Source organism: Methylobacillus draconifructus, assembly GCF_045984355.1.
Taxonomy (GTDB): domain Bacteria; phylum Pseudomonadota; class Gammaproteobacteria; order Burkholderiales; family Methylophilaceae; genus Methylobacillus; species Methylobacillus flagellatus_A.
In genome coordinates, this window is record NZ_JBJQII010000006.1 from 80,063 (window position 1) to 106,240 (window position 26,178).

A 26,178-nucleotide genomic window follows, 5' to 3' on the forward strand; every position below is an offset into this window, starting at 1 on the left:
TATTGAGATGTTTGATGTCGGGTTTTCAGAAATGGTTGTGATTGCGATAGTCGCTCTGATCGTGTTAGGGCCAGATCGATTACCTAAAGCGGCTCGTGCTTGTGGATTGCTCTATGGACGACTGCAGAGATATGTATCAGGCTTCAAAGCGGATATTGAGAGAGAAGTGGCGCTGGAAAATATGAAAAAAGCCACTGCGGAAGCACAAATGAAATTAGTTGCTTTACAAGCCCAGCTCAAAGAAGTAAGCAATGAAATATCTGGAACATCAGATATGCCGAAGCTTGATGAGGAATCCAAAAAAGAAAGCGAATTGCAATGAAGCAGGAAAGTATGCTCAGCCATTTCTATGAGATGCGAACCAGGTTTCTTTTTATCATTGCCGGGATACTGATTCCTTTATTGATCATATTGCCTTTCGCGAACTCCTTGCACTCTTTCTTCGTGAGTCCATTGCTTAAAGAACTTCCTATAGGTGGACAAATGATTGCCACCTCAGTGACATCGCCATTTTTTATCCCTCTTAAAGTTGCATTTTATGTGGCAATTGCCATCAGCTTACCACATACGCTGTATCAGATATGGAAATTTTTCCAGCCGGGGCTCTATCCTCAAGAGAAGTTGATTGGTGGGGTGGCAGTAGTTTCCAGTGTTCTTCTTTTCATCATTGGCGCGGCTTTTGCATTTAGTTTCGTTATTCCGACTGTATTGAAATTCATAGTAGGCACAACCCCGGATGGCGTTGCGGTAATGACTGAAATCGAAAGCTACTTAAACTTTCTAATTTCTATTTTGCTAGCATTTGGAATTTCGTTCCAAATGCCAATCATTGTGGTAGTGATTGCCGTCTTGGGTGTGGTTGAAGTCAAGACCCTGAAAGAGATAAGAGGTTATGTCATCGTTGGCGCTTTTGTAATAGGTGCGATTTTTACGCCACCAGATATTATTTCCCAGGTCATGCTCGCTGTCCCGCTTTGCCTGCTTTATGAGCTGGGGGTCATCATTTCAGCAGTGATTTTAAGCAGAAATAAATCTGCTTATGATCTCGTTAAATAGGGATAGGTTTAATGAGTTGAGGCATCAAAAAATTCTAATTTTAATAGGAGAAACCAATGATAACTGTTTCCTACGGGAAGTTTGACACCAAGAATGTAACGCCCATAACAACCGATCTTGATGGCTGGCATCCGGTTGAGGGTTCCCCGAGCATGAAAACTTGGATTGAGTATGTGTCTGATAATGGTAAGTTGCTATCAGGCTTCTGGGAAGCCCATCCCGGTACCTACGAGGTAACATATAATGCTGATGAAGTAGTACATATATTTGAGGGTGAAGCTATATTGACTGATAAAGAAGGACAATCTATTAGTTATAAGTCTGGCGATAGTTTTGTTGTGAAGGCCGGTTTTAGCGGGACATGGAAAACAATAAAAACTATTCGTAAAATATTCACTATCGACTTACCGGAAGGTGTCACTGCACCATTTGGTGGTTAATGCAAATATCTCACATATAACATCTAAATTACAAAAGCCTCTGAATGAAAAGACAGAGGCTTTTTTATTAATTTTCTAATGTATGAAATTCAATCTTCCATACTCAATATCTGGCCGAAAAAATTTGTTAAATTTGATTTTCTAGTTGTGGCGAGCGAATTTAACTCATCAATTATTTCTAGTGATCAATGAATAGCTTCATGGGGCGCTGACGGGTTACTAACGTAGTTTATTGATCCAATTAAGTGCATGTGCATGAGATCACGCTATGAGGATTGCTCTTAGATATCTCTTATCTTATGGCCGGTATGGAATGAGAAGAATAGTAAAAATAAGCACTGAATAATAAAAATTTCAAATTTAGAGAGGGACATGCCAGTTCTTGCTAATCAATCGAATTTTCGGTGATATCTTTTGTTGTAACAATTTGTAACGAAGTGAGGGTTGGCCCTTTTTATGCGTCACCAGGAATGCTGACCTTCATTAGATAGCTAAGAGGCTACCTGAGTATTCGGGCCATAAGTCAAATTCTAAGTCAAATTTATTGGAGGAAAAGTTAATGTCAAGAAACTCAGTTCTAAATGAACGTCATCGCGCTCTTGGATCTAAGCTTGATGAGAAAGCCTGGGGAATGCCTATTCCATCAAGCTACAGCACAGATGTGAATGATGAGGTTGTCGCAGTGCGTACCAAGGTTGGCCTGTATGATGTTTCAGCCTTGAATATCGTAAACGTGAGTGGTCAGGATGCAGAGAAGCTTATTGATCTACTGGTAGCCAGGGATATTACGCGTCTTAAGCCTGGACACTCATTGCTAGCTGCAATTCTCACGGAAAAAGGCGGAATCTGTGATGACATTATGGTCATCAGGGATAGCCAAACTGAATTCCGCCTTTCACATGGAGGCGGCGACACCAAACAACAGCTGGCTAAACTTTCGGGCGGGCTAAACGTCAGGGTAGAGCCGGATAATGATGTACATATCCTGTCGCTGCAGGGCCCTAAGTCATTGGCTGTGCTTGGTCCGTTAGTGGATTTTGATTTGTCCGCATTAGAATATTTCCAGCATGTAAAAGCTACGCTTTTCGGCAAGCAGGCCTACATTGCTCGCGGTGGCTACTCAGGGGAGCTGGGCTATGAAATCTATGCCAAGGCTGCAGATACTGTCCTGATCTGGGATGAGCTGCTGAAAGCTGGTGCTCCCTGGGGAATTGTTGCTGCATCATGGAATTCATTGGAGTTGACCCGAATTGAGGCTGGGCTTTTGTTCTATCCATTTGAAATGCCTGAAGGTGATACTACGCCTTGGGAAGTCAATATGGGGTGGGGCGTTGATTTAAATAAGCCGGGTGAGTATTGCGGAAAGGCTGCAGTAATCGCAAGTCAAGGAAAGCAACGGGTAGTCCAGATCGGCCTGATTGCTAAATCAGCTAAGGCACTAAGTGCTGGGGACGCCATTATTATTGATGGTCAAAGGGTTGGTGTCGTCACGAGTGCTTCATACAGTCATTACCTGATGCAGTCGCTGGCATTGGCGCATATAAAACCTGAGTTTGCAGCCAAAGGTACTAATGTTGTAGTGCAAAATGCACATGGCAATATCGAAGCCTATGTAGCACCCCTTCCATTTTATGATCCTCTACGATTGCGTACCCATCCACGCGCTGGAGTCTAAGAATGCTGCCTGGATATTGGATTAATAGTAAGCCTGTCTACAAGGCATTGGAATGGGAGCACCGGGCAAGGTCCCATATCGTGCTGGGAGAGGGGCCAGCTGGGCTTTCTATCCTGAGGCTTTGCCAGCTAAGGTTGCCTGAGGGCGCTATCAAAATCTTGTATGTTCCGCAGAATGGCACTGATTATACCTCCCCACTGCAAGCACTAATGGGGAGTCAGCTCCATGTCCTAGATGGCAATGAAGCGTTATGGTATTTCTTTGATCAACTGCTGAAATACTCAACCATGGGCACCAAGATTTATGCTGCTGGAAGTGAAAAGTTCCTATGGGAAGCGACAACGATGGCTGCCAAGCATGGCGTCATGAATGCCGACGTCATGCGCGAGCAGACGGGTACCTTGGCTCGTTCTGTCTATTGTGTTCATTGCAAGACAACAACGCACAATGTCACGACCAATATTGCCTCATGTGCAGGATGCCATCGACATTTGTTCGTCAGAGATCACTTCTCACGCAGGTTGAATGCCTATATGGGATTAATGGTGGATGCGGAGGAGCCAGGAAACGTACCGGCAGCGGAGGAAATCTACCCATGAACAATTCATTAGAGGTTGTTGTTTCTCGAATTGATATGGTGGCCGAAGGTATACGTCATTTCACTTTTGTTTCCGCAGATGGAAAAGAGCTACCTGGCTTCTCTGGAGGTAGTCACATCGTGGTTTCCATGCCGGCAGGAAATCGAACGTATCGTAATGCGTATTCTTTGCTGAGTTCGCCTGCAGATCGCAGAAATTATCAGATTGCCGTGAGATTGCAGAGTCCATCGCGTGGTGGGTCAAGATATATGCATGAGAACGTTGAGGTGGGAAGCAAACTCAGGATTTCCTGGCCTGTAAATTTATTCTCCCTTTCCCGTTTGGGGCATCGTCATATCTTAATTGCAGGCGGTATAGGCATTACGCCATTCATGTCCCAAGTGCATGACTTGTTAAGGATGAATGCTGCATTCGAGCTTCATTATGCCTATCGCAGTCCTAAAACAGCCGGGTTTATCGAGCACCTCAGGAGTCTGCTTAAAGACAAACTGGTTTGCCATGATGCCAGTAAAGGACAAAACCTCAACTTGCAGGACCTATTCAGTAATCAGCCATTGGGTACACATGTATATGTTTGTGGGCCCGCAGGGATGGTCGAGGGCGTGATTGAAACTGCAAAGGAATTGGGATGGCCAGAAGCGCATGTGCATTATGAAGAGTTTCTTGCGCCGCCGGTTGGCGAGCAGTTCACGCTTAAATTGAAGCAATCCGAACTAACAATTGATGTTGGGCCTGAGGTCAGCATTCTGGAAGCCATGGAAGCAGCAGGGGTCGATGCACCATATCTCTGCAGAGGCGGAGCTTGCGGGCGATGCGAGCTTGAAGTGGTTGACTGTGATGGAGTCATTGAACATCACGACCATTATCTTTCTGATGCTGAAAAACGTTCCGGCAAAAAAATCATGCCATGCGTTTCAAGAGCCAGGTGTTCCGTTATAGAACTTAATATCTGAGGTAGATCATGAATAATATTGCTTTCAAACACGAGTCTTTTAGAGACGATTACACTTACAGCAACTCTCCTGCAGCGATTCGCCGCTTTCCTTACCCTTTCGATAAAGACGAATATATGTATTCGGTAAATATCGAACCACACCGGCCAGGTGCCCAGGGCACTGTGCATGAGCATCTGTTCGATATAGATGAGCATTATGTGTCCGAGTGTAAAGATAAGCTCCTGACCCTTGCAGGGGACAAGGGACGTTATGCTGCTTTGCCTCATATGATGGATGCGCAATGGGATTTTCTTGAGCTTACTATGGAATGTTTATCGCAGGATTATCCTGACTTGTTTACGCTGGAAAAGGATGGTGATCGCTGGACCTGGACTAATCGGCCTTTGAATATAAAAGATACCTTTACTTTCGGGAACACATCCACTTTGCCTCTTGAGCCCCTGGACTATATGGGTAGGCAGACACAGGGGGATTTTGTATTGCTGGACCAACGCGATGGCAACCTCTTTGCTGATGCTGGCTTTATTACGAGTCAAGCTGACTGGTCATTGGCTTTTGATATCGGTATGTCCTGGCATGAGTGGCATGCACCTGTACCACAGATGGAGAAATTAGGAGTGCTTGAAAGAGGATTGAAATTTATTCTGAGTTTACAACAAGGCACACCTGTTAGAAGATTCAATTGGACTATGACTATTAGACCACGACTGGATACATCACCTGAGAATTATCCAGAATGGGGTCCAGAAAAAAGTAAAGTAAATGCACAGAGCGCGGGAGAGCTAGCGCATCTGCGAGTAGAGTTGCAATCTATGTTCCGACTACCACGCAGTAATGGCATATGTTTTAGTATCCGAGCTTACCTGATTAGGCTTGATGAGTTAGCTGCTCATCCAAAATGGGTAAAACGTTTTCATCGAGTATTGCGAGACTTGCATCCTGACTTGGCGGAATATAAAGGTATTAGTGGCTACCGAGAGGCCGTGGTTGAATGGCTTTCAAAATATGATGATGGCGCGGAGCTAACGTTGGGGACACAGCCGGAATAGTAAGTTAATTTTTTCAAAAATATATGTTTCTATTTAAGAGCGGCTACATAAGACTAGTCAATTCTAATGGCCGCTCTCTTTCTTTTTAAAATACTCCTAATATATCTTTTCTTCTCAAATGGATAGGTATTTAAAACAAACGTTTTAAATGCTTATTTCTCTCAAGTCTATTCTTAATTTTCGTTTATAAAATCTAAATCAAACCTTTGCCAATTATTACTAACGGATTAATTTATTAATCTGCTAATTTATCGTTGTAACAATTTGTAACCTTTGGCATTTTCACGCTTCTTTAAACTTAGAGAAGTTTTGCTATAGCAACCAAAAGATGCAAATTTGCAATGTTCATGCTGAGTTATCTAAATGTTACAGAGCCCAATTATTTTCTGTTGTGGAGATGATTGTTTTTGAAATATTAGTTTTACAGTTTATTGGTAAATAATATTTTTAAAAATTATAAATAAAACACATAGATAAGAGAGGATTTGGCATGAAGTATAGTTTCGGTTTTATCCTTCCATTATGCATTTCATGTTCGGGAATTTCTTTAGTTTATGCAAATGAAAATTCACAGTTGGAGAGTAAAGATTCTCAACAATATTCTCCTCATCATGTAGTAAAGACGTTGAGTTTTCAGACTGATTATATATTTCGAGGTATGTCATATGCTAGAAGAAGAGGTGCCGCTTCATTTTATGTAGATTACAACCATGACAATGGCCTGTATCTTGGCACTGGCATCATCAATCTGGATAAGGGGTCCGTCTATGGAAATACCATAGAGATTGATGTATATGGCGGCATTGCAGGGCAGATCACGGAAGATTTAAGAGGATCTATTGGCTTGTTTCAGTGGATTTTTCCACAAAATAAAAAAGTTGCTGGCAATAGTGCTTTTGTAACGGAACTCCATGCAGTTCTTGAGTATAAGCCTTTCACTTTGAAATATGCTTATTCATTCACGGACTGGTTTGGAATTAATACTAAATCTCATGGAAATCAGCAATTTGGGAACAGAGTAACAGGGGAGGGGGATACCAAGGGAACTGATTATATCTCGTTGGATTACAACAAGATACTTCCATATTACGATTTAAATTTTAACTTTCATATAGGTAGGACGAAGGTAAAGAACTATTCAATCGGTGACTACACGGATATAGCTATTGGTCTTAGTAAAGATTTCTTAATCAACAATAAGCATCAATGGAGCGCAGGTGTAAGTTATATAACCACAGATGGAAATAGTGATTGGTATGTTGATGCTGATGGTTACAAGATGGGTAATAGTAAGATATTTGCTTTTTTGAGACATACCTTTTGATTACTAAAAAATCAATTAGAGAAAATCTAAAAATATCTTTTTATTTATTTGGTCAGGATATTTTTGATTTAATTATTTCAGGAGAATTAAGTTGAGCACTATAACTTCAATTGATGGGGCTACTGATCAAGGTCAGTCTACATCAGAGCCGCAGGGTAGCCTGCAAAGAAAAATCGGATGGCAAGGGGCTTTCTGGGTTGCTAGCGGTGTGCCAGCATTGGTTTTATTTTCAATAGGCGCTATTGCTTCTACAGTCGGGAAACCTGCTTGGCTAGCCTGGATGCTTTCCATTACATTCGGTTTTATCCAGGCGTTTACCTATGCTGAAATTGCAGGTATGTTCCCCAATAAATCCGGTGGCGCTTCGGTTTACGGCGCCATTGCCTGGGTGCGGTACAGCAAATTTATTGCCCCAGTATTGGTATGGTGCAATTGGTTGGCCTGGATGCCAGTGCTTTCAATCGGCTCGGGATTGGCTGCGGGTTATATATTGCTTGCTATTTTTCCTGCCGATTCCATAGTGAACACATGGCAAATCACCTTACTGGATTTAGGTTTCATAAAGTCCGGTTTGTCGTTGAGAATCAATGCAACATTTCTGGTTGGCGCTGCGGTGCTCTTATGCGCATTCTGCATCCAGCATGGCGGTATCCTGCGTTCTTCTCGGTTTACTATGATTCTCGGGATTGCCGCATTAATTCCACTGTTATTGATCGGCACGATTCCATTGATTACAGGCGATGTCAGTGCGGCGAATTTTTTCCCAATAGCGCCCCTTGCCTATGATGATGCCGGCAATGTCGTTGATGGATTATGGAATATCGAAGGCTGGAAGCTGATGGCGGGCGGGATGTTCATTGCAGCCTGGTCGACTTATGCTTTCGAGACTTCCATTTGCTACACACGTGAATTCAGGAATCCTAAATCTGACACCTTCAAAGCCATTATTTATTCAGGCTTGCTTTGCTTCGCGGTATTTACGTTGGTTCCCATGGCGTTCCAATCCCATCTCGGCCTGGGTAATCTCATTTCACCTGCGCAATATGACGCATTGGGCAACGAGCTGAGTCCCGCAGTGTATGACGGCATGCTGGCTGCTGATATTTATAGCGGCATGGGTGTTTCAACTGTACTGACTTCGATGGTGGGGGGGGGCCAGCAGATCGCTAACGTGATTCTGATTATGCTGATTCTGGCTTTGCTGCTTTCGATTATGACTGCAATGGCAGGGTCTTCACGCACCTTGTACCAGGGGTCGGTTGACGGCTGGTTTCCTCGCTATCTTTCTTATGTGAATAAGCATGGCGCTCCAACGCGTGCTATGTGGACTGACTTTAGCCTGAACCTGGTTTTGCTGCTAATGTCGGATTATGTGTTTGTGTTGGCGGTATCCAATACCTGCTATGTCATATTTAATTTCTTTAACCTTAATGCAGGCTGGCTGCATCGCCTGGACCGGCCAAATTGGGAACGACCGTACAAAGCGCCTTTGATCCTGATCATCATGGGGGCGATATTGAGCTTTGTGAATGTGTCATTGATGGGCTTGGGCGCGAATATCTGGGGAGAGGGAACCTTGTTGTCCGGTGTGATCGTGGCTTCCTGCATCTTGCCCGTATTCCTGTTCCGGCATTACATTCAGGATAAAGGGGTTTTCCCAAAATCCATGCTGGATGACCTGAATGAGGGGCCGGCGGCACATTTGAAGAATAGGGCAGGCATCTTGCCGTTCCTCACCATCGCCCTGGCTGTGGCCTTGGTGGTATTCCTGCAGCAATTGTAGCTGTCTCGACTGGGAAGAGGACTGATCCTGCAAGTTCAGTGCTTGATGTCCTCTTCCATCATTTTGCTAGTGTTACGTTTGCTCAATGATGGCATGAGCAGGTTTTTGCTGAGGGAATACTCAGCAGTTTCAATCCTTGTTTTTCAACTGGAAGGCGACTCGCGTGAAGTTGGTCATCAGATCGTCTTTCACATCTGTTGGCAAACCGACACGATCAATAGCTACTGACATGCAGACGAGCCATAAGTCTCGGGTCGTTGCGTCAATCTCTACATGGGCATGCATTTCGCGTACGTTGGAATGCTTGTACTTCTCTATATAAAGCTGAGGACCGCCAAGAAATCCTGACAAGAAGTTGAATTGCTCAATACGAGAGTGTGCAACTCCATGTCCGCGCAAGTGCAGGATATGTAGTCCCCGCCCTTGTGGCTCGAATTCAATAATATCGTAGAATGTCTCGACTAGTTTTCGCAGGCCTTCTTCACCACCGATCCGATTGTAAAGTGATCCTTTCTTTTGCAAAATTATATTGCTACTGACAGGATTTTTAGCTGCGGAGTTAATAGGATTCATGAGTATCTTCCAAGAATTTTTAAGATGCATTTAATGCAATATTAGGGTAAAAAATTCTTGGATGTTGATAAGAATAAGCACAATAAAAAAGACAGAAGGCAGAATCGGACTGGGATTATGACCTCAAAGGCTTCTTCAGCGAGCTACAGTTATATTTTTCAGCGCGGCATCGTATCAGTGTATCCATTGGACATTCTCCAAATAGTTCACGGTAGTAACGGGAGAACAGACTCATGTGCCAGAATCCCCATTTAATGGCGACGCTAGCAATACTTGTGATCTGATGCGGTTTTGATTTCAACTCTCTGCGGACCCGATTGAGCCGAATGTTACGCATGTATGCCACAGGGGTGATTCCCAATACTCTGACAAATGCGTGGTTTAAGGTTCGACGGCTGACTTTTAAGTGGGCACAGAGTTCGCTGATGGTCAGTGGAGCATCGACATTTGACAGGGTCAATTCACGGACACGATTCACAATATAGCGGTGAATACGGTAGTCATGATGAGATTTAGGATTTTCTTTGGAGGATATTAAAGCTTGCAGACAAGTAGTTAACAGGTCGTTTTCATAATGGTTCCACATAATATCTAGGCTATCTGTGTCACTATATTCCAAAATCTGGCGCGGACCATCAACCAACAAAGTGAGCAAACGACTGGAAATAGATGGGGATATCAAATCTACTGGCCTCACATCTTCCATAATCTTACGCAGGTCTACCCATTCGACCTGAGCAGCATACTCCTCAAGGCGTTGATCTGAAATAACAACGGCGGCAATTTCCGAAAATTTGGAAGTACGAAAAAACAGTTCGGCATTTTTATCCAATGTGATCAGAGAATTGGACTTGACTGGTAACAATCCCCAGGATGACTCTCCATCAATTACTGTCGATAAACCAACGACGTAAGCATTTGCCGGTGCATTGGCAATTGCATCAACAGCTCGATTCATGGTTTCGCGAAATACTTGCATTCCCGAGTAACTCATACTGGCAATAGATCCGGAAAATGCACCTTTCCCTAGCTGTGTGTAATCCTGTGACCAAAGAGGCATAACATCGGCCTGTTCCAGAACATCTGTTGTCTCCTGCTGAACGACATGCAATTCGCGGCTATTCAGAGTCGCACTATTTCTAGCTAAAGCAGTTTCTCGAAAACCCACGATATTTGCTCCTTAGTATTTAACCTTCTACAGACTAGGCTGGTCGCCAGTATTTTTTGAATTCTCAAAAAATCAAAAGATTCGTCATTTTTTTGAAGCCCAAGGCATTTTGTTACATACAAGTCCTAGGCTGAAAAAAGAAAAATCTCAAAACATCAACTATACAGACCAGTAAGCATCATTCTAGAGCGTGTCAAAAAGAGATAAATAGTAAAAATCGGCATAAGTTGAACAAGAACTCTAATGGCATTCATAAAGATATGCCGATTCTTACCAAGGTTTCATGCGCATCCTGGCTATATTTACATTGTATTAACACTTTTTCTGAATTTATAACTGGAGGCCTTGAAAAGGCTGGAGGAGGGTAATGTGAGCATAGACAGGGGAGTTTTCCGCCAATCGTCTCAAAGTACTGCAGGCGTAGCGTGCATACCTGATGCTTATAGTTTTTCTGAGTCGCGATCGCCCAAGGCGCGACTTATATTAATGATAGTCGCTATTGTAGTGGGTGCTGTTGGTGGAAGTTTACTGCATTCAAAGGTGCCAGTGGTGAATGCTTTGACCGGGTTGTTCATCGTGCTGGCCCTGGCAGGCGGCTTTTTGTCCACCTGGTCGCCATGCGGCTATTCCAGCCTGAGCCTGTTGCGTCCTGCCGGGCGCTATTCGTTTGCTTCCGTGCTGCGTTGGTCGCCGACCTTCTTCACGCATGCGCTGGGTTATGCGATTGGCGCGGTGGTACTGGGCGGGGCATTGGGCATGGCGGGCTGGCTGCTGTTCTCGTCCCTGCCTTTCAGCTACATGGTCGCAGGCATGGCGGTGCTGGCGCTGGGATATGGCGCGCACCAGTTCGGCTTCATGAAGATGCCTTATCCGCAGCGTCGCGCGCAGGTGCCGCATGATGCCCGCTTCCGCTTCCGTTCTTCCGTGATCGGCCTGTTGTACGGCTATGCGCTGGGCATGAATTACCTGACCTATGTGCAGACCCCGATCCTCTACATCGTCACTGGCGTCGCGTTGTTCTGCGGCGACGTGAAGACCGCGATCTTGATTATCGGCATCTTCAACATCGGTCGCTGCTTGCCTGTCGCCGTGAACTTCCTGCCTGTCAAGAACGTGACGGTGCAGGCATGGCTGGCCCGCTGGCAGGAACGCGCTGTCGAGGTGGATGGTTTCCTTCTGCTGTCTGTCGGCTCCGCTGCATTGCTGCTGCTGGTGCTGTGAGGGCAGAAGTTTAGTGAAGTAGAAGTGCGTTGATAAAACTTAAATAATGTCTGGAGGAAATATGACAACATTCCAACCTAGTCGCCTGATCGGGCAGCTAGCTGTCGCAGCCTTGTTGGCAACCACGTACTCGGCATTTGCTGCTGATGCGCCGACGAACGTGCCGAGTTCGCTGGGCGCGATCGGCACAGCCCAAACGCTGGACAACATCACGATTGAAAAAGGGCTGCCGTCCGATTCCAAGCGCGTTTACGTGCTGGACCCAGGCCACTTCAATGTGACCACGACGGTCTACACCGTCGACGGCAAGAAGAACAACCTGCTCGGCATGACCGATACCGGCAAGCTGGCCAACGTGATGCTGAGCAGCGACGGCAAGTTCTTCGTGACCTCGAACACCACCTACAGCCGCATTGCCCGCGGCAAGCGCGACGACTACGTGGAAGTGATCGATGCGCAAAGCCACAAGGTGCTGGCTGACATCGACATCCCTGAAGGCCGCTTCCTCACCGGCGTGATGAACCGCCTGGCTTCCATTTCCACCGACAACAAGCACATGCTGTTCCAGCAGTTTGCTCCGTCTCCCGCCGTCGGCCTGGTCGACCTGGAGAAGAAGTCCTTCGTGAAGATGATGGACATTCCCGATTGCTACCAGATTTTCCCCGTGCCGAATCAGAGCTTCTACATGCACTGTCGCGACGGCTCCTTGCAGCAGTTCAACTATGACAGTAAGGGTAGTCTCAAGCCGCAGAAGCCCACCAAGGTGTTCCATGCCGAGGAGGACCACCTGTTCGTGAATCCTTACTATTCCAACACCACCGGCCGCCTGGTATGGCCTAGCTACGAAGGCCGCATATTCCAGGCCAAGCTGACCGAGAAGAATGTCGACTTCCTGAAGCCATTCGAATTGTTCACCGAGGCGGAACGGAAGGCCAACTGGCGTCCGGGCGGCTGGCAGGTGGTGGCTTACAACAATCCTCGGAACGAGATCTACGTGCTGGCCGACCAGCGCGCCAAGTGGACCCACGTGACGGCCAGCCGCTATGTGTTCGTTGTCGACGGCACCACCGGCAAGCGCCTGCGCCGCATCGACCTCGGCCACGAGATTGACGGCATCAGCGTCACCCAGGATTCCGATCCGAACCTGTACGCGGTTTCTGCCGAAGCCAAGACCTTGTTCACCTTCAATGCGGTGACCGGCAAGCAAACCGGCAAGGTGGACGAGCTCGGCCGTGCCCCGACCATTTCTCTGACAGTGGATTAAGAGAGCGCAACCATGAGCTGGCTTATTAACGATCCAACTGCCGCGGTGCTGGCCTCGCTGTTCATCGGCATTGTCCTGGCGGCGGCGGCCATCCCGAAGTTTCGCCACCCGGATGAGTTCCAGGGGGTGGTGGCAAATTACAAGTTATTGCCATCGTTCCTGGTCGCGCCGGTTGCCAAGCTTCTGCCGCTGGTCGAGTTGCTCTGCGCAGTCGCCTTGATGATTCCGCCCGCCCGCGAAATTGCGGCATGCGTTGCGGCCGGGCTGTTCATCGTGTTCGCGCTGGCACTGGCCATCAACGTCGGCCGGGGTCGCACCCATATCGATTGCGGCTGCGTACGCCGCCCCACCAGCATGAGCCGCATCGGCATGTTCCATGTCATGCGGGCGATCGCGCTGGCCGGGGTAAGCCTGTATGCGGCTGCGATTCCCGTGGAGTTTTCCAGGATCTCGATCGAGTCCGGGATGATGGGCCTAGCTGCCGCGGCGATGCTTGCCTTGCTGTACATGGGGGCGGACATGCTGGTGGGCTTCCCGAATTCAAAGAACGACTTACTCAAAGGAAATACAAATGACTAGTGGAATTATGATTGCATCCAACGTGCTGCTATGGGGGGCTTTCCTCGCCCTGGCGGCGCTCATGCTCGGCGTCATCAGGCAAATCGGCCTGCTGCACGAGCGCTCGGCTCCGCTCGGCGCCATGATGATCGATCACGGCCCGGATATCGGCGAGCGTTCGCCGGTGTTCAGCATGACGACCATCGACGGCGTGCCCGTGACCGTGGGCCGCGCAGTGTCGCCAGGCCGTCCAAGCCTGCTGATGTTCACCGGCCCTTCCTGCCCGATCTGCCAGAAACTGCTGCCCATCATCCGCTCTGTCGCCGCTACCGAAGGCGCCGACGTGATCCTGATCAGCGACGGCACGCAGGCCGAGCACCGCGAGTTCCTGCGCAACCATCCACTGGACGGCGAACACTACGTCGTTTCCGCCGAGATCGGCATGCGCTACCAGGTCTCCAAGGTGCCGTACGGCGTGCTCTTGGACAAAGACGGCGTCATCCAGGCCAAGGGCCTTTGCAATACCCGCGAGCATGTCGAAAGCTTGTTCGAGACAACGCGCGTCGGCCACTCGACCTTGCAAAACTTCCTTAAGCACGGCGTAGAAGATGCGTCGAAACATGTGCATTAATTGACGGAGAAGGGAAACAAAATATGAAAAAAAATACAGGATTTGATTCGGGCATCGAAAAACTGGCCCGTAAAACCGCCAGCAAAACAGGACGTCGCAGCTTCATCGGCAAACTGGGCGGCTTTCTCGCCGGCTCCGCATTGCTGCCGTTGCTGCCGGTGGACCGCCGCGGCCGTATGAACGAGGCGCACGCGGAAACCAAGGGCGTGCTGGGCCGCGCAGGCTTCAAGCCTCAGGACAAGGACCCCAAGTCCTGCGATTACTGGCGCCATTGCTCCATCGACGGTAATTTGTGCGATTGCTGCGGCGGCTCGCTGACTTCCTGCCCTCCAGGGTCGGAACTGTCCCCGAGCTCATGGGTGGCGAGCTGCTTCAACCCCGGCGACGGCCAGACCTACCTGATCGCTTATCGCGATTGTTGCGGCAAGCAGACCTGCGGCCGTTGCAACTGCATGAACGTGCAAGGCGAGCTGCCGATCTACCGTCCGGAGTTCAACAACGACATCGTCTGGTGCTTCGGCGCCGACAACGATGCCATGACCTACCATTGCACGGTCTCCCCGATCGTCGGTAAGGCCAGCTAAGCAGGCAATGTGAAGGGCTGTGCCAGGTATGCGTTTTTGCAGTGTGTTTCTGGTGTTTGGTCTGGCGGCGGCGATGGGTGTCAGCCACGCCGCTGATCTTCCTCCGCGGGAATCCTATCAGCGTCCGGCTGACATTCCATCGCCGCCGGACAATCCATTGACCATCGAAAAGGCCGCCCTGGGCAAAACCCTGTTTTTCGACCCCCGTCTCTCGCGGGACGGGTCCATGTCTTGCGCCACCTGCCACAACCCGGGCATGCGCTGGAGCGACGGCCGGATATTGCCGCTGCGGGCGGATGGCGTGGAACATGCGCGACGCACGCCTACCGTGCTCAACAGCGCCTGGCTCAATGCCCTGATGTGGGACGGCCGCGCCGCATCGTTGGAGGCGCAGGCAGTGCTGCCGATCACCACGGCGCATGAAATGAATTTTGAAATGCCTTTGTTGCTGGACCGGCTGAAGGATATCGCCGGCTACCGCACCTTGTTCACACAGGCGTTCGGCGATGCCGGGATGACCCATAAGCGGGTCACCCAGGCGCTTGCCAGCTTCCAGCGTACGCTGGTTTCCAAGCCTGCCCCGTTCGATCGCTGGGTGGCGGGCGAAGAGAATGCGATCAGCGAACACGCCAAGCGCGGCTTTGCCTTGTTCGAAGGCAAGGCGCGGTGCGTGGCCTGCCATTCGTCCTGGCGTTTCACGGACGACAGTTTCCACGATATCGGGCTGCCTAGCCTCGATCCCGGCCGGGGGGCGAAAGTGCCGCAGGTCGTCATCATGCAGCACGCTTTCAAGACGCCTTCGCTGAGGGACTTGCCCGGCAACGGCCCCTTTATGCACGACGGCTCGATGAATAGCCTGGAAGAGGTCGTCAAGCACTATGAGCAAGGCGGCATCCAGCGCGCGAGCCGCTCCGCGGAAATGAAGCAGTTCGAGCTTTCCGAGGCGGAGAGGGGATACCTGATCGACTTCATAAGAACATTGGATGGCGGCCCGTTGGATGTAACGCCTCCCCAACTCCCGGAGTAATGATTGATGTTGAGAAATAAAACCGACGCTGCGCATTACCGAGTACCGGCCCGTGCCGGTGCGCGTGCCATGCGTGCCCGGAACAATACGCCATGGATGCTGCGCTGGCAGGCGTGGCTGCTGGTATTGATCGCCGCTTTCATCTTCAGCGCCTCCTCCATCGCATGGAGCGCGGACGTGCACCAGATGGAGCTGACGCACCATGAGTTCGAGCCGTGGACTTTCGTGCCGAAACCCGGCGACCGCATCGATATCCACAACCATTCGGACATCGTGCATGCGATTTACGTGACATACCCTGACGGCACGGTCGTCAACTTGAAGGAGACCGCCGCGCAGCTACCCGGCATGACCGTGTCGTGGACCGTGCCGGAAGACGCGGAAGATGGTGACGAGTATGTATTGCGATGCTGGATACACACCATCATCCGGGCGGATCTGAAAGTGAAGGCACCTCTGTCGCAGTCACCACAACCATGATGGAGGTCCATGATGGCAGAAGACGGAAACAGCAATAAACCGGCGTCAACGATAGAACAGCCTGAACGCAGGCTGATGTTCAAGAAGGTGACGCGCCGCCTGGGGGCGGCCGTCGTGGGCTCCATCATCGGAGGCGCATTGCTCAGGTCGCGCCCCGCGCCTGCAGCTGCCGTATTGCGGCCGCCCGGCGCATTGGCGGAAAAGGATTTCCAGTCGGCCTGCGTGCGTTGCGGCCTGTGCGTGGAGGATTGCCCGTTCGACATCCTCAAGCTGGCGAGTTGGGCTGATCCGGCGCCCATGGGTACGCCGTTTTTCACCGCGCGCGACGAGCCGTGCCGCATGTGCCAGGACATTCCCTGCGTACGCGCCTGCCCGACCGGCGCGCTCAACCCGCTGCTGACGGACATACGCAAGGCGGACATGGGCGTCGCGGTGCTGGTGGACCATGAAACCTGCCTCAACTACAAGGGCCTGAACTGCAGCATCTGCGTCCGCGTCTGCCCGATCCGCGGCGAGGCGATCTCGCTCAAGCCGATCCAGAACGAACGCGGCCTGTTGCAGATTCCGACCGTGGACAGCACTAAATGCACCGGTTGCGGCACCTGCGAGAAACATTGCGTGCTGTCGGAGGCCGCCATCCGTGTCCTGCCCCGCGAGCTTGGCCTCGGGGTCTCCGGCGCGAACTCCGCCGGACGGACGCCGGTATGGAAATAGCGGCGATGACAAACATGGGCGCAATCCGCGCTGCGCTGTATCGGCGCCGCTGGCTGTTGAGCCGGCGTGTCGTGCAGATGTTCATCGTCCTGGCGTTCCTGGTGGATTGGCCTGAAGTCGGGCGTATCGCGCATGGCAACCTGTCTTCCAGCCTCTGGCTCGGCGTTCTGCCGCTGACGGACCCCTTCATTGCACTGCAATCGCTGTTTTCCGGCACGATGCTGGCGAAAACCGCATTGGTTGGCACCGTCATCGTCGCCGGTTTCTATTTTCTGTTCGGCGGGCGCATCTATTGCAGCTGGGTCTGCCCGATCAACATGGTGACCGACCTGGCCTACTGGCTGCGGCAGAAGCTCAATCTCAAAGGTAATATGACCATGTCGCGCGAGTTGCGCATGGCGGTGCTGGGCATGTCGCTGATACTCACCGTGCTCAGCGGCACATTGGCCTGGGAGAACTTCAACCCCATCACGCTGTTCCAGCGCGAACTCATGTGGACTTCCGTTGCGGGCAGCATGGTCCTGCTCAGCCTGTTTCTGTTTGATTTATTGATCACGCGCCGCGGCTGGTGCGGCCACCTGTGCCCGGTCGGCGCTTTTTATGCCGTGCTGGGGCGCTATGGCCGCCTGCGCGTCACCGCCGAGCAATCAGGCTCATGCGCGGGCTGCGGTTCCTGCATCCGCGTCTGTCCCGAGCCCCACGTGCTGGCGCCCGTGGTCTCCCTCAAGGCCAATACCGTCACCCACGGCGATTGCACCCGTTGCGGCGCTTGCCTGGACCAGTGCGCGACTGGCGCCCTTGCCATGAAGCTGGACCTGGGCAAATCCTTCCGCGGCATCCCCATCGTCAGAAAGTAATCGCCGGTTCTTCTTGCCGTTTTCCTGCCGTTTCCGGCGAATACCAACAATAATCAAAAAAAATCCGGTGGATTACGCCACCGGACCAAGGGACAAGGAGTGAACAAACCAATTTGCTGGGTTACAACGACATTAATCGACCAGCTTCACCGTACCGCGCATCATGAAGGAATGAAACGCGAAGGAGCAGTAGAATGAGTAGGACTCGCCATCCTTCAGGATGCTGGGCTTGAAGGTGACAGATGTTTTCTCACCGCCGCCTACCAGCGGGGTGTATGCCAATACGCGCGGGTCGTTAGGCGGAATGAAGTTCTTGTCTATGCCGGCTTCCACGCCGGCTTTTGCCAGGTCGTTTACGTCGGCGGTGCGGGCCAGCACCCAGTTGTGGCCCATGCCGGCCTTGGATGCCGTGCCTGTGTGGGCGAAGTTGACAGTAAATTCCTTGCAGCTTTTGGGGATGTCGATGGAGCGTGTATTGAACGCCATGCTGTCGCCGGCGCTGACATTGACTTCGCAGTTGCTTGCAGCGGCTGCAATGGTGGGAATGAATGCCAGGGCAAAAAGAAGTTGATTACGCATAAACGATCCGAATTGTGAATGTAATGGGGAGACAATTCTAAGTGTCCGGCTTGGCTTTTTATGGTAAGAATTGGCAAGACATTGAGGGCATGCGACGAATTGGTGGCCGCAGGGTTTCGCCTTGATTTGTATATCGATTTCGTATCGAACCGTTGGCTGAATAAGGCCTTGGAAAAATACCTTCCTCAACGCTTTTTGCAGCAAGCGATTGCTGGGAATTAACGAACAAAGCTTGAATACATATAAATAGAAACTGAACACCGCCTCATGAACCCATCCAAACCCAACAACAACTTGCCCACCCTGGTGGGCCTGTCCGCCGTCGTCATGTGGAGCGCCACGGTCGGCCTGTTCAGGAGCGTGTCCGAGATATTCGGCGCCACCGGCGGGGCCGCGCTTATTTTCACGGTGGGCGGCCTATTGGCCTGCCTGGTACTGGGCTTCCCCAAGCTCAAGATATTTCCTCGTCCCTACCTATGGATAGGCGGGGCGCTGTTTGTCGCCTATGAAGTGGCACTGGCGTTGTCCATCGGCTTCGCCCTCAACCGGGAGCAGGCAATCGAGCTGGGCATGATCAATTACCTCTGGCCTAGCCTGACCATCCTGTTCGCCGTGCTGGCCGGGCAGCAGCGCGGGTCGTGGCTGTTGCTACCCGCCTTGCTCATGAGCTTCTGCGGGATTGTGTTGGTGGTGAAAGGGGGCAGCGCCTGGAGCGTGCAAATGCTATGGCAGAACATGGCGGGCAACCCGACCGGCTATGGGCTGGCGTTCTTTGCCGCCGGGACCTGGGCGGTGTATTCGGTATTCACCCGGCGCTTCGGCAACGGCGTGAACGGCGTGCCGCTGTTCTTGGTGGTGACGGCAATCGTGCTATGGGGAAAGTATGCATTGGGCAACGAGCCTGCATTGTCCCTGCATATCGGCGGCTTATTGCAGGTGGCGGTAATGGGCGCATTGATGGCGGCTGCCTATTCGTGCTGGAACCATGGCATACAGCACGGCAACATCACGATATTGGCCACCATCTCGTGCTTCACTCCAGTACTCTCGGCGCTGATAGCCAACCTATGGCTGGGAACCAGCCCAAGCACGGGCCTGGTATACGGCGTGGCAATGGTCACGGCCGGGTCGTTCCTGTGCTGGGTGGTGACCAGAAGGAACGCGCTTGATCCCGGCAAGCATTGACGCGCTTTTCTCTTTAACTTGACCGCAGCGATGCGCAGGCTGCCGTCTTGCAAATGCCTGCAACCGCCGGCATCAGGCTGGTTGCTTCACCCCAGCATGCCGCTGCAGCAACGCCAGCACATCCTGCTCGGCCGCTTGCCAGGCATCGAGCTGCTGCGGCTGGCTGTGTTTGCGCAGGGTTGCGAATAACTTCCCGGTCATGTAGATATCGATGATGAGCGGATGCACATAGCACTTGCGGCAGATGCTGGGCGTGTTGCCGAGCTTGCGCGCGGCTTCGGTAATCGCGGCCAGCACATTCTTCTTGGCCTGCGACTGATTCTCGAACGGCTCGGCGGCCGATAGCGTGTGGAAGGTCTGCACCGTACCCGACCAGGTGCGGAAATCCTTGGCGGTGTAGTCGCGCCCGGTAATGCGCTTGAGGTAGTCGTTGACGTCGCTGGAGTCGATGGCGTGGCGCTTGCCGTCGTCGTCGAGGTACTGGAACAACTCCTGGCCGGGCAGCTCCTTCATCTTGCGCACCAGCCGCGCCAGCCTGGCGTTCTGAATCTCGATCGCATGCTCCACCCGGCTCTTGCCCTTGAAGTGAAAGGCGATCCGCCCGCCGCTGACTTCGACGTGGCGGTTGCGCAGGGTGGTCAGGCCGAAGGAACGGTTGCTGCGCGCATATTCGTCGTTGCCGACGCGGATCATCGTGGTTTCCAGCAGCGCGACCACCAGGGCCAGCACCTTGTCCCGGCTCAGGCCGGGCTGTGCTAGCTCGGCATCTATGCGTTCGCGGATCAAGGGCAGGTGCAGGGCGAAATCGATGATGTGCTCGAACTTGGCCTCGTCGCGGATCGCGCGCCACTCCTTGTGGTAGCGGTACTGCTTGCGCTGCCTGGCATCGTAGCCGGTGGCTTGCAGGTGGCCGTTGGCATAGGGGCAGATCCATACCTTCTCCCAAGCCGGCGGGATGGCGAGCGAGCGGATGCGTGCCAACTGCTTTTCGTCCCGCAGCGGGCGGCCCTGCGTATCCACATAGCGAAATCCCTTGGCGGTCCGCTTGCGGCCGAAGCCGGGCTTGTCGTCCTGGACGTAGCGCAGGCGCGCGGCTTGCGCCGACAGCTCCATGTCTCCATGCAGTTCGCTACCCAGCGTCTCATTGAGTTGGGCAGTACATTCGTCCATCTTCGTGTCCGGCATAGCGCAACTCCGCAGTGTGGTGGGCAGAGATAAAGACCGTTCGAGATATGAAAAAGTGCCGTGCAGTGCACTCCACGCCACGCAAGCATGGGGCTTCAACCGAGTAAATGCGGCAATGAGCCAATGCCTGGAACCGCGCCGCATTGAGTTGCGCCTCGGAGGCCCTCTTGAAAAATAAATGGCCATCCCTATTTTCTGAAACAAGCAGGTGCCCATCATGGGGTCTGCCATGTTCAATCGCTTAAATCAGAAAGGATGACATCATGCGTACATTTGATTTTTCGCCACTGTATCGTTCTGCCATTGGTTTTGACCGGTTGGCCCAATTAATCGCCGAGGCCCAGCGCAGCGAGAACGACATCAGCTATCCGCCTTACAACATCGAATTGCTCAGCGACGACCAATACAAAATCGTCATGGCCGTGGCAGGGTTTGACGAATCTGAGCTGCATATCGAGACCGAACAGCAAAAGCTCAAGGTCCAAGGCCGCCATGCCAGGGATGCTGAAGCCAAATCACGCAACTACCTGCACCAGGGAATCGCCGCGCGCGATTTCGAGCATACCTTCCAGCTGGCTGACCATGTCAAGGTGACCAATGCCTCGCTGGACAAAGGCCTGTTGACGATCGAACTGGTACGGGAGGTGCCCGAAGCGCTCAAGCCCCGCAAGATCGATATCCGGGTAGAGGGCAATCCTAAACTGCTGGAGGAACGGCAGGCAGCTTGATGCCTTTAGCGACACCGTAAAGCACGGGGCTGGCATTGCTAGCCCTTTTTGTTTGGTGGGTTTTCAAATGGTCTTATGCGGAGCGTAATCTTTGCGGTTTAGCGCGTCAGGGTAGGGCAATCATATTCTGAACTTCCCGTTTTTGCCGCAGCCAAAACACCATGGCTGCTCATATCCGTATCGGCATATCAGGCTGGCGTTATGCGCCATGGCGCAACGTCTTCTATCCCAAAGGGCTGGTGCAAAAGCGCGAGCTTGAATTCGCCTCGCGCGCCTTGCCGACGATAGAACTGAACAGCTCCTTTTATGCCTTGCAGCGCCCGAGCAGTTATCTGCGCTGGTACGAGCAAACGCCGCCTGGCTTCATCTTTAGCATCAAGGCAACGCGGTACATTACCCATGTCCTGCGGCTGAAGGATATTGAGCGGCCCATGGCGAATTTCTTTGCTTCCGGCTTATTGCTGCTGAAGGAAAAACTGGGCCCCATCCTATGGCAGTTCCCGCCTAGCTTCCGGTTCGACGCCACCCTGTTTGAACACTTCCTGAAACTGTTGCCGCACGATACCCATGCCGCGGCCAAGTTGGCTGAACGCCGCGATGCGTCCATGCATGGACGAGAATACATAAAAGCGGAAGAGAAACGCCCCTTGCGCCATGCCGTCGAAATCCGCAATAAAAGCTTTGAAACCCCGGAATTCATTGCGCTGCTGCGCAAATACAAAGTGGCGCTAGTAATAGCCGATACGGCCGGCAAATGGCCTGACAAGGAAGACATCACCGCCGACTTCACCTATTTGCGCTTGCATGGCGCTGAAGAACTCTACGCCAGCGGCTATACGGACAAGGAGCTGGATAACTGGGCGTCGCGGATTGAAGCATGGAGCAAAGGCGCACAGTCAAAAGATGCCCGCCTGATTTCAGACAACGCGCCTCCGCGGCGAAAATCCCGCGATGTCTATTGCTATTTTGATAACGATATCAAGGTCAAAGCGCCTTTCGATGCACGTAAGCTCTTGAGACGACTTGATCTGGAATCCGGCTTGGCTGAGTTGGATTGTCATCATGAGGTGTACTGTCCAATGTAATTTTGAGTACATTCATCCATCTTACTGTGTCCGACTAATTCAGATCCGTAGTTGGAACTAAGGTTATGATTATGCTCTAGTCGTTAATATTTAAGAATATGTTATATAGCTTATATTAATTTAAGGGAGTTGCAAATTTCTGGTAACAATTCTACTGATTCGAGGTTCTGAAAAAGTGAATTTATCAACGGGCTTTCTACCTTCACCTGAAAAAACCTGACCATCACGTTTAGCAATGCCAAGTTGTATCCATTTTTCAATCTTTTGCCTTGCTCCCTGTTGGCCAATACTAAAAACCTTTGCGATTTCTGTTGTTACAAAATCACATTTTTCTACTTTTTTACATTGGGAAATTGTATCTGGACTGTAATCATTAAGGATGCTGGTTGTTGCATAAACATCTAATCCTCTTTCTAATGAGTCAATAGACAATAACTTTGCTGCCCCTTCTACTTCTTGTATATGGTTCGTCAAAACAGTATCTAATACAGTTATTAATGTTCTAGGAGCAACACCTGCAACAGAAAATAACCTTGAGTAAACAAAGTTTATATCGATATTTTCCTCAAATATTTCACTTAAATTGGAAAGCGATTTATTGGAAAAATATTCTATCCTTTTATTTACAAGGTTTTCCAGATGTTTCTTATCCCATTTGATACTGTTATTTGGTATTTTATCCCAGCGAACAGGCATGCCATTTTCTTGAACTAATAAATTTCTAACTTGATCCCATAAAAAGAACGACCAAGATAATCCTTCAATTTCATGTAAATGAACATTAGAGTAAAGTGGCCAGATAAGTGCTGCAGCAGCGCCTGAGTTGTTTGTTGTCCAATCAGTTTCATCAATTTTGTCAACTTGAATTAATAAGCCAGAAAAGCCCATAAGGCGTGAAAATTCTACAGATTTTCTTAGTATATACAAAGGATCAATATTTTCTTTTAAAAAAGTTTTTGATGCTGCTTTTACGTAAGAATCATGATTTCCGATATCGATATCAAATTTTTTGGCGATTGCATCAACAATGCTAATTATAGAACTCGTAACTGCATCCCATTTTTTATCAGCCCATATTTTGCTTTTTCTAGAAAAAGAAAGTGCAAGAAGGTCGTAGCATTCTGTTACTGAAGATAATCTTGCTTCTTCAGATCTATTCAAATAAAAGTTAGTTAGTGACCAATCTATAAAATCTTTTGAATCTTTATCTAGTTTTGAGAGGCTTAATTCAACTTTATCTTCAGATGATAAGTAAACTAAGCTTGCCTCAATAGTTAAAAAGAAAATTTGAGAAACAAATTTTTCTAATAATTCATCTGGTTTGAACTTTCCACGAAAGTTTGAAAAATTTGTGAGCGCAATAGGTAAGAGGTGTTTATTTTGTGAGTTCCATACATTTCTATAAATGGTAATTCTTGTTGCACTTTTTCCTGAACCTCTTGATCCTGATAAAGTATAAGTTCCAAATGATTTTGATGCTTCTTCTACTGGATCTAAATATGGAGGACGTACAGCATATTGGTCAATATGAGGTTCTCTTTCAGCGGTATTACCTTCAAATGGATTACCTGAAAATCCAATACTTTCGTAAAAATTCTTTGTTTGTATTGGTTGGTTCATCATATATCCTTAATAACCAAGTTTTTGTATATGCAACAATATAAAGTAATAATAGCCTTGAATTTGAAAAAAGTGGTAATTAATTGATGAGTTTGAGTATGGGGACTTTATAAGTTAGGACTTATAACTTGCTAATCGATGCTGAGGCCGTTGAGCAATAGCTGCTATCGACCACAAGATGCTGTAATCATCGATGTAGTAAATGAGTGTTTTCGGAAATGGTGGACAATAAAAAAGTGGGTCACTTATTACAAGTGCCCACTTCTTTAATTATTTGGCGCGCCCGAAGAGATTCGAACTCCTGACCCCTTGGTTCGTAGCCAAGTACTCTATCCAGCTGAGCTACGGGCGCGTGTGTGAGGCGTGCATTATACGCGAAGATGAGATTAATACCAGCATAATTTCATTCTTTGCTACACGCCGTTGTTGTGTGGCGGAGAGCGAGGGATTCGAACCCTCGATACAGGTTTAAGCCCGTATGCTTCCTTAGCAGGGAAGTGCCTTCGACCACTCGGCCAGCTCTCCGCACGAGGGCGTAACAATACTTGATTACGCCGCAAAAATCAACGCCAAAACGGCGTAATGCTTAAACTTCTTCTAGTCCGAAAGCCTTATGCAGGACGCGTACCGCCAATTCCATGTATTTCTCGTCGATGACGACGGAAATCTTGATCTCGGAGGTGGAGATCATCTGGATGTTGATGCCTTCTTCCGCCAGGGTGCGGAACATCTGGCTGGCGATGCCGACGTGCGAGCGCATGCCGACGCCGACCACGGAGACCTTGGCGGTCTTGTCGTCGCCGATGATCTCGCGCGCGCCGATATGGCCTTGCACCTTGTCGCGCAGGATGTCCAGGGCCTTCTGCAGGTCGTTCTTGTGCACGGTGAAGGTGAAGTCGGTGGTGCCGTCGGCGGCGACGTTCTGGATGATGATGTCGACGTCGATGTTGGCGTCCGCCACGGGGCCCAGGATCTGGTAGGCGATGCCTGGGCGGTCGGGCACGCCCAGGACGGTGATTTTGGCTTCGTCGCGGTTGAAGGCGATGCCGGAGATGATCGGTTGTTCCATGTTGTTGTCGTCCTCGAATGTAATCAGCGTGCCTTCGCCTTCTTCCTCGAAGCTGGAAAGCACGCGCAGTTTGACCTTGTATTTGCCTGCAAACTCGACCGAGCGGATTTGCAGCACCTTGGAGCCCAGGCTGGCCATTTCCAGCATTTCCTCGAAGGTGACCGACTTGAGGCGGCGCGCTTCGGGCACGACCCGCGGGTCGGTGGTGTAGACGCCGTCCACATCGGTGTAGATCTGGCATTCGTCGGCCTTGAGCGCGGCGGCGAGTGCGACGCCGGTGGTGTCGGAGCCGCCGCGGCCCAGCGTGGTGATGTTGCCGTGCTCGTCCACGCCCTGGAAGCCGGCCACGACGACGACGTAGCCGTCATCGAGATCCTTGCGGATGCGTTCTTCGTCGATCTTGAGGATGCGCGCCTTGGTGTGCGCATTGTCGGTGACGATGCTCACCTGGCTGCCGGTGTAGCTCTTGGCTTTGACGCCGAGCTCCATGAGCGCCATGGAGAGCAGGGCGATGGTGACTTGCTCGCCGGTGGAAACCAGCACGTCCAGCTCGCGCGGGTGCGGGTTGGGCATCACTTCCTTGGCAAGCCCGATCAGGCGGTTGGTCTCGCCTGACATGGCGGAGACCACGACCACGACCTGCTGCCCCAGCGCCTTGTGGCGGGCCACGCGGCGGGCGACGTTGCCGATGCGTTCTGGATTGGCGACCGAGGTGCCGCCGTATTTCTGTACGATAAGTGCCATATCTATGTCGGTATCAAAGGTGCA

27 protein-coding genes and 2 tRNA genes are annotated in these 26,178 nt (G+C 50.6%); 21 read left to right on the top strand and 8 right to left on the bottom strand.

Translation table 11 applies throughout. The features are described 5' to 3' along the window. Positions 1–7 precede the first annotated feature (7 nt). The 9 genes from tatB to ACJSDX_RS13110 all read left to right on the top strand — a co-directional run bounded on the left by tatB (position 8) and on the right by ACJSDX_RS13110 (position 8,882). Positions 8–322 (top strand): Sec-independent protein translocase protein TatB, encoded by a 315-nt coding sequence (gene tatB, locus ACJSDX_RS13070; protein ID WP_407995066.1) that lies wholly within the window; start codon positions 8–10, stop codon positions 320–322. Continuing rightward, positions 319–1,056 carry a twin-arginine translocase subunit TatC gene (gene tatC, locus ACJSDX_RS13075; RefSeq protein ID WP_407995067.1) on the top strand — a complete coding sequence of 246 codons (738 nt, stop codon included), beginning with the start codon at positions 319–321 and terminating at the stop codon, positions 1,054–1,056. Before tatB ends, tatC begins: the two co-directional genes overlap by 4 nt. A gap of 56 nt (positions 1,057–1,112) precedes the next feature. Then, entirely contained in the window at positions 1,113–1,496 is a 384-nt protein-coding gene (locus ACJSDX_RS13080) for a cupin domain-containing protein (RefSeq protein WP_407995068.1), read from the top strand. A gap of 559 nt (positions 1,497–2,055) precedes the next feature. Continuing rightward, a complete protein-coding gene (locus ACJSDX_RS13085) occupies positions 2,056–3,171 on the top strand; it encodes an aminomethyl transferase family protein (RefSeq protein ID WP_407995069.1) in 1,116 nt (371 codons plus the stop codon). 2 nt (positions 3,172–3,173) lie between these two features. Then, positions 3,174–3,770: a dimethylamine monooxygenase subunit DmmA family protein gene (locus ACJSDX_RS13090; protein WP_407995070.1), complete on the top strand. Its 597-nt coding sequence runs from the start codon at positions 3,174–3,176 to the stop codon at positions 3,768–3,770. Then, positions 3,767–4,723: a PDR/VanB family oxidoreductase gene (locus ACJSDX_RS13095; RefSeq protein WP_407995071.1), complete on the top strand. Its 957-nt coding sequence runs from the start codon at positions 3,767–3,769 to the stop codon at positions 4,721–4,723. The genes ACJSDX_RS13090 and ACJSDX_RS13095 overlap by 4 nt, the downstream gene beginning before the upstream one ends. Positions 4,724–4,731: 8 nt before the next feature. Continuing rightward, on the top strand, positions 4,732–5,775 hold the full coding sequence (locus ACJSDX_RS13100; RefSeq protein ID WP_407995072.1) for a heme-dependent oxidative N-demethylase family protein: 1,044 nt from the start codon (positions 4,732–4,734) through the stop codon (positions 5,773–5,775). 490 nt (positions 5,776–6,265) lie between these two features. After that, positions 6,266–7,099 (top strand): TorF family putative porin, encoded by an 834-nt coding sequence (locus ACJSDX_RS13105; RefSeq protein ID WP_407995073.1) that lies wholly within the window; start codon positions 6,266–6,268, stop codon positions 7,097–7,099. 91 nt (positions 7,100–7,190) lie between these two features. Continuing rightward, a complete protein-coding gene (locus tag ACJSDX_RS13110) occupies positions 7,191–8,882 on the top strand; it encodes a trimethylamine N-oxide permease (protein ID WP_407995074.1) in 1,692 nt (563 codons plus the stop codon). Between the two features lie 129 nt (positions 8,883–9,011). Here the strand turns inward: ACJSDX_RS13110 and ACJSDX_RS13115 are convergent, their stop codons facing one another. Together ACJSDX_RS13115 and ACJSDX_RS13120 are read right to left on the bottom strand one after the other, a co-directional pair. Continuing rightward, a complete protein-coding gene (locus ACJSDX_RS13115) occupies positions 9,012–9,455 on the bottom strand; it encodes a group II truncated hemoglobin (RefSeq protein WP_407995075.1) in 444 nt (147 codons plus the stop codon). A 115-nt stretch (positions 9,456–9,570) separates the two neighbouring features. After that, positions 9,571–10,623 carry a helix-turn-helix domain-containing protein gene (locus ACJSDX_RS13120; RefSeq protein ID WP_407995076.1) on the bottom strand — a complete coding sequence of 351 codons (1,053 nt, stop codon included), beginning with the start codon at positions 10,621–10,623 and terminating at the stop codon, positions 9,571–9,573. A 549-nt stretch (positions 10,624–11,172) separates the two neighbouring features. Here ACJSDX_RS13120 and ACJSDX_RS13125 point away from each other — a divergent pair. From ACJSDX_RS13125 to napH, 9 genes are all read left to right on the top strand, one after another. Continuing rightward, positions 11,173–11,844, top strand: a complete 672-nt coding sequence (locus ACJSDX_RS13125) for a methylamine utilization protein MauF (protein ID WP_407995077.1) — start codon at positions 11,173–11,175, stop codon at positions 11,842–11,844. 61 nt (positions 11,845–11,905) lie between these two features. Then, positions 11,906–13,108, top strand: a complete 1,203-nt coding sequence (gene mauB / locus ACJSDX_RS13130; protein ID WP_407995078.1) for a methylamine dehydrogenase (amicyanin) large subunit — start codon at positions 11,906–11,908, stop codon at positions 13,106–13,108. Positions 13,109–13,120: 12 nt separating this feature from the next. Next, the gene (locus tag ACJSDX_RS13135; RefSeq protein ID WP_407995079.1) at positions 13,121–13,687 is read left to right on the top strand and encodes a MauE/DoxX family redox-associated membrane protein; all 567 of its coding nucleotides are present in this window, start codon (positions 13,121–13,123) and stop codon (positions 13,685–13,687) included. After that, positions 13,680–14,297 carry a methylamine dehydrogenase accessory protein MauD gene (gene mauD / locus ACJSDX_RS13140; RefSeq protein ID WP_011478917.1) on the top strand — a complete coding sequence of 206 codons (618 nt, stop codon included), beginning with the start codon at positions 13,680–13,682 and terminating at the stop codon, positions 14,295–14,297. Before ACJSDX_RS13135 ends, mauD begins: the two co-directional genes overlap by 8 nt. Positions 14,298–14,320: 23 nt before the next feature. Beyond that, positions 14,321–14,881 (top strand): methylamine dehydrogenase (amicyanin) small subunit, encoded by a 561-nt coding sequence (gene mauA, locus ACJSDX_RS13145; protein ID WP_407995080.1) that lies wholly within the window; start codon positions 14,321–14,323, stop codon positions 14,879–14,881. 28 nt (positions 14,882–14,909) lie between these two features. Beyond that, positions 14,910–15,908, top strand: a complete 999-nt coding sequence (mauG, locus tag ACJSDX_RS13150; RefSeq protein WP_407995081.1) for a tryptophan tryptophylquinone biosynthesis enzyme MauG — start codon at positions 14,910–14,912, stop codon at positions 15,906–15,908. A gap of 6 nt (positions 15,909–15,914) precedes the next feature. Next, complete coding sequence (locus ACJSDX_RS13155; RefSeq protein ID WP_407995082.1) at positions 15,915–16,388, top strand: methylamine utilization protein; 474 nt, start codon at positions 15,915–15,917, stop codon at positions 16,386–16,388. A 9-nt stretch (positions 16,389–16,397) separates the two neighbouring features. Next, on the top strand, positions 16,398–17,102 hold the full coding sequence (napG, locus tag ACJSDX_RS13160; RefSeq protein WP_407995083.1) for a ferredoxin-type protein NapG: 705 nt from the start codon (positions 16,398–16,400) through the stop codon (positions 17,100–17,102). A gap of 14 nt (positions 17,103–17,116) precedes the next feature. Then, complete coding sequence (gene napH, locus ACJSDX_RS13165) at positions 17,117–17,959, top strand: quinol dehydrogenase ferredoxin subunit NapH (RefSeq protein ID WP_407995084.1); 843 nt, start codon at positions 17,117–17,119, stop codon at positions 17,957–17,959. A gap of 132 nt (positions 17,960–18,091) precedes the next feature. On the opposite strand, the gene azu is transcribed toward napH, so the two are convergent. Continuing rightward, positions 18,092–18,538, bottom strand: a complete 447-nt coding sequence (azu, locus tag ACJSDX_RS13170) for an azurin (protein ID WP_407995085.1) — start codon at positions 18,536–18,538, stop codon at positions 18,092–18,094. Positions 18,539–18,805: 267 nt separating this feature from the next. Here azu and yddG point away from each other — a divergent pair, with 267 nt between their 5' ends. Beyond that, positions 18,806–19,723, top strand: a complete 918-nt coding sequence (gene yddG, locus ACJSDX_RS13175) for an aromatic amino acid DMT transporter YddG (RefSeq protein WP_407995086.1) — start codon at positions 18,806–18,808, stop codon at positions 19,721–19,723. Positions 19,724–19,795: 72 nt separating this feature from the next. On the opposite strand, the gene ACJSDX_RS13180 is transcribed toward yddG, so the two are convergent. Beyond that, a complete protein-coding gene (locus tag ACJSDX_RS13180) occupies positions 19,796–20,908 on the bottom strand; it encodes a DNA topoisomerase IB (RefSeq protein WP_407995087.1) in 1,113 nt (370 codons plus the stop codon). Between the two features lie 263 nt (positions 20,909–21,171). Here ACJSDX_RS13180 and ACJSDX_RS13185 point away from each other — a divergent pair, with 263 nt between their 5' ends. Both ACJSDX_RS13185 and ACJSDX_RS13190 read left to right on the top strand, forming a co-directional pair. Further along, positions 21,172–21,636, top strand: coding sequence for an Hsp20 family protein (locus ACJSDX_RS13185; protein WP_309564451.1), 465 nt, complete (start codon positions 21,172–21,174; stop codon positions 21,634–21,636). 161 nt (positions 21,637–21,797) lie between these two features. Continuing rightward, positions 21,798–22,721: a DUF72 domain-containing protein gene (locus ACJSDX_RS13190; RefSeq protein WP_407995088.1), complete on the top strand. Its 924-nt coding sequence runs from the start codon at positions 21,798–21,800 to the stop codon at positions 22,719–22,721. A 120-nt stretch (positions 22,722–22,841) separates the two neighbouring features. On the opposite strand, the gene ACJSDX_RS13195 is transcribed toward ACJSDX_RS13190, so the two are convergent. The 4 genes from ACJSDX_RS13195 to ACJSDX_RS13210 all read right to left on the bottom strand — a co-directional run bounded on the left by ACJSDX_RS13195 (position 22,842) and on the right by ACJSDX_RS13210 (position 26,154). Beyond that, on the bottom strand, positions 22,842–24,344 hold the full coding sequence (locus ACJSDX_RS13195; RefSeq protein ID WP_407995089.1) for a hypothetical protein: 1,503 nt from the start codon (positions 24,342–24,344) through the stop codon (positions 22,842–22,844). A 272-nt stretch (positions 24,345–24,616) separates the two neighbouring features. After that, a tRNA-Arg gene (locus ACJSDX_RS13200) sits at positions 24,617–24,693 on the bottom strand. 79 nt (positions 24,694–24,772) lie between these two features. After that, a tRNA-Ser gene (locus ACJSDX_RS13205) sits at positions 24,773–24,866 on the bottom strand. Positions 24,867–24,927: 61 nt separating this feature from the next. After that, complete coding sequence (locus ACJSDX_RS13210; protein ID WP_407995090.1) at positions 24,928–26,154, bottom strand: aspartate kinase; 1,227 nt, start codon at positions 26,152–26,154, stop codon at positions 24,928–24,930. Positions 26,155–26,178 lie beyond the last annotated feature (24 nt).

Bases quoted from the DNA above. Each gene is read 5' to 3' on its own strand.
- mauG (WP_407995081.1), top strand. From the start codon at position 14,910: ATGCGTTTTTGCAGTGTGTTTCTGGTGTTTGGTCTGGCGGCGGCGATG.
- ACJSDX_RS13105 (WP_407995073.1), top strand. From the start codon at position 6,266: ATGAAGTATAGTTTCGGTTTTATCCTTCCATTATGCATTTCATGTTCG.
- ACJSDX_RS13085 (WP_407995069.1), top strand. From the start codon at position 2,056: ATGTCAAGAAACTCAGTTCTAAATGAACGTCATCGCGCTCTTGGATCT.
- ACJSDX_RS13080 (WP_407995068.1), top strand. From the start codon at position 1,113: ATGATAACTGTTTCCTACGGGAAGTTTGACACCAAGAATGTAACGCCC.
- ACJSDX_RS13135 (WP_407995079.1), top strand. From the start codon at position 13,121: ATGAGCTGGCTTATTAACGATCCAACTGCCGCGGTGCTGGCCTCGCTG.
- ACJSDX_RS13115 (WP_407995075.1), bottom strand. From the start codon at position 9,455: ATGAATCCTATTAACTCCGCAGCTAAAAATCCTGTCAGTAGCAATATA.
- mauD (WP_011478917.1), top strand. From the start codon at position 13,680: ATGACTAGTGGAATTATGATTGCATCCAACGTGCTGCTATGGGGGGCT.
- tatC (WP_407995067.1), top strand. From the start codon at position 319: ATGAAGCAGGAAAGTATGCTCAGCCATTTCTATGAGATGCGAACCAGG.
- mauA (WP_407995080.1), top strand. From the start codon at position 14,321: ATGAAAAAAAATACAGGATTTGATTCGGGCATCGAAAAACTGGCCCGT.
- azu (WP_407995085.1), bottom strand. From the start codon at position 18,538: ATGCGTAATCAACTTCTTTTTGCCCTGGCATTCATTCCCACCATTGCA.
- ACJSDX_RS13100 (WP_407995072.1), top strand. From the start codon at position 4,732: ATGAATAATATTGCTTTCAAACACGAGTCTTTTAGAGACGATTACACT.
- ACJSDX_RS13210 (WP_407995090.1), bottom strand. From the start codon at position 26,154: ATGGCACTTATCGTACAGAAATACGGCGGCACCTCGGTCGCCAATCCA.
- ACJSDX_RS13195 (WP_407995089.1), bottom strand. From the start codon at position 24,344: ATGATGAACCAACCAATACAAACAAAGAATTTTTACGAAAGTATTGGA.
- ACJSDX_RS13090 (WP_407995070.1), top strand. From the start codon at position 3,174: ATGCTGCCTGGATATTGGATTAATAGTAAGCCTGTCTACAAGGCATTG.
- tatB (WP_407995066.1), top strand. From the start codon at position 8: ATGTTTGATGTCGGGTTTTCAGAAATGGTTGTGATTGCGATAGTCGCT.
- ACJSDX_RS13185 (WP_309564451.1), top strand. From the start codon at position 21,172: ATGCGTACATTTGATTTTTCGCCACTGTATCGTTCTGCCATTGGTTTT.
- yddG (WP_407995086.1), top strand. From the start codon at position 18,806: ATGAACCCATCCAAACCCAACAACAACTTGCCCACCCTGGTGGGCCTG.
- ACJSDX_RS13180 (WP_407995087.1), bottom strand. From the start codon at position 20,908: ATGCCGGACACGAAGATGGACGAATGTACTGCCCAACTCAATGAGACG.
- mauB (WP_407995078.1), top strand. From the start codon at position 11,906: ATGACAACATTCCAACCTAGTCGCCTGATCGGGCAGCTAGCTGTCGCA.
- ACJSDX_RS13190 (WP_407995088.1), top strand. From the start codon at position 21,798: ATGGCTGCTCATATCCGTATCGGCATATCAGGCTGGCGTTATGCGCCA.
- ACJSDX_RS13155 (WP_407995082.1), top strand. From the start codon at position 15,915: ATGTTGAGAAATAAAACCGACGCTGCGCATTACCGAGTACCGGCCCGT.
- napG (WP_407995083.1), top strand. From the start codon at position 16,398: ATGATGGCAGAAGACGGAAACAGCAATAAACCGGCGTCAACGATAGAA.
- napH (WP_407995084.1), top strand. From the start codon at position 17,117: ATGGGCGCAATCCGCGCTGCGCTGTATCGGCGCCGCTGGCTGTTGAGC.
- ACJSDX_RS13095 (WP_407995071.1), top strand. From the start codon at position 3,767: ATGAACAATTCATTAGAGGTTGTTGTTTCTCGAATTGATATGGTGGCC.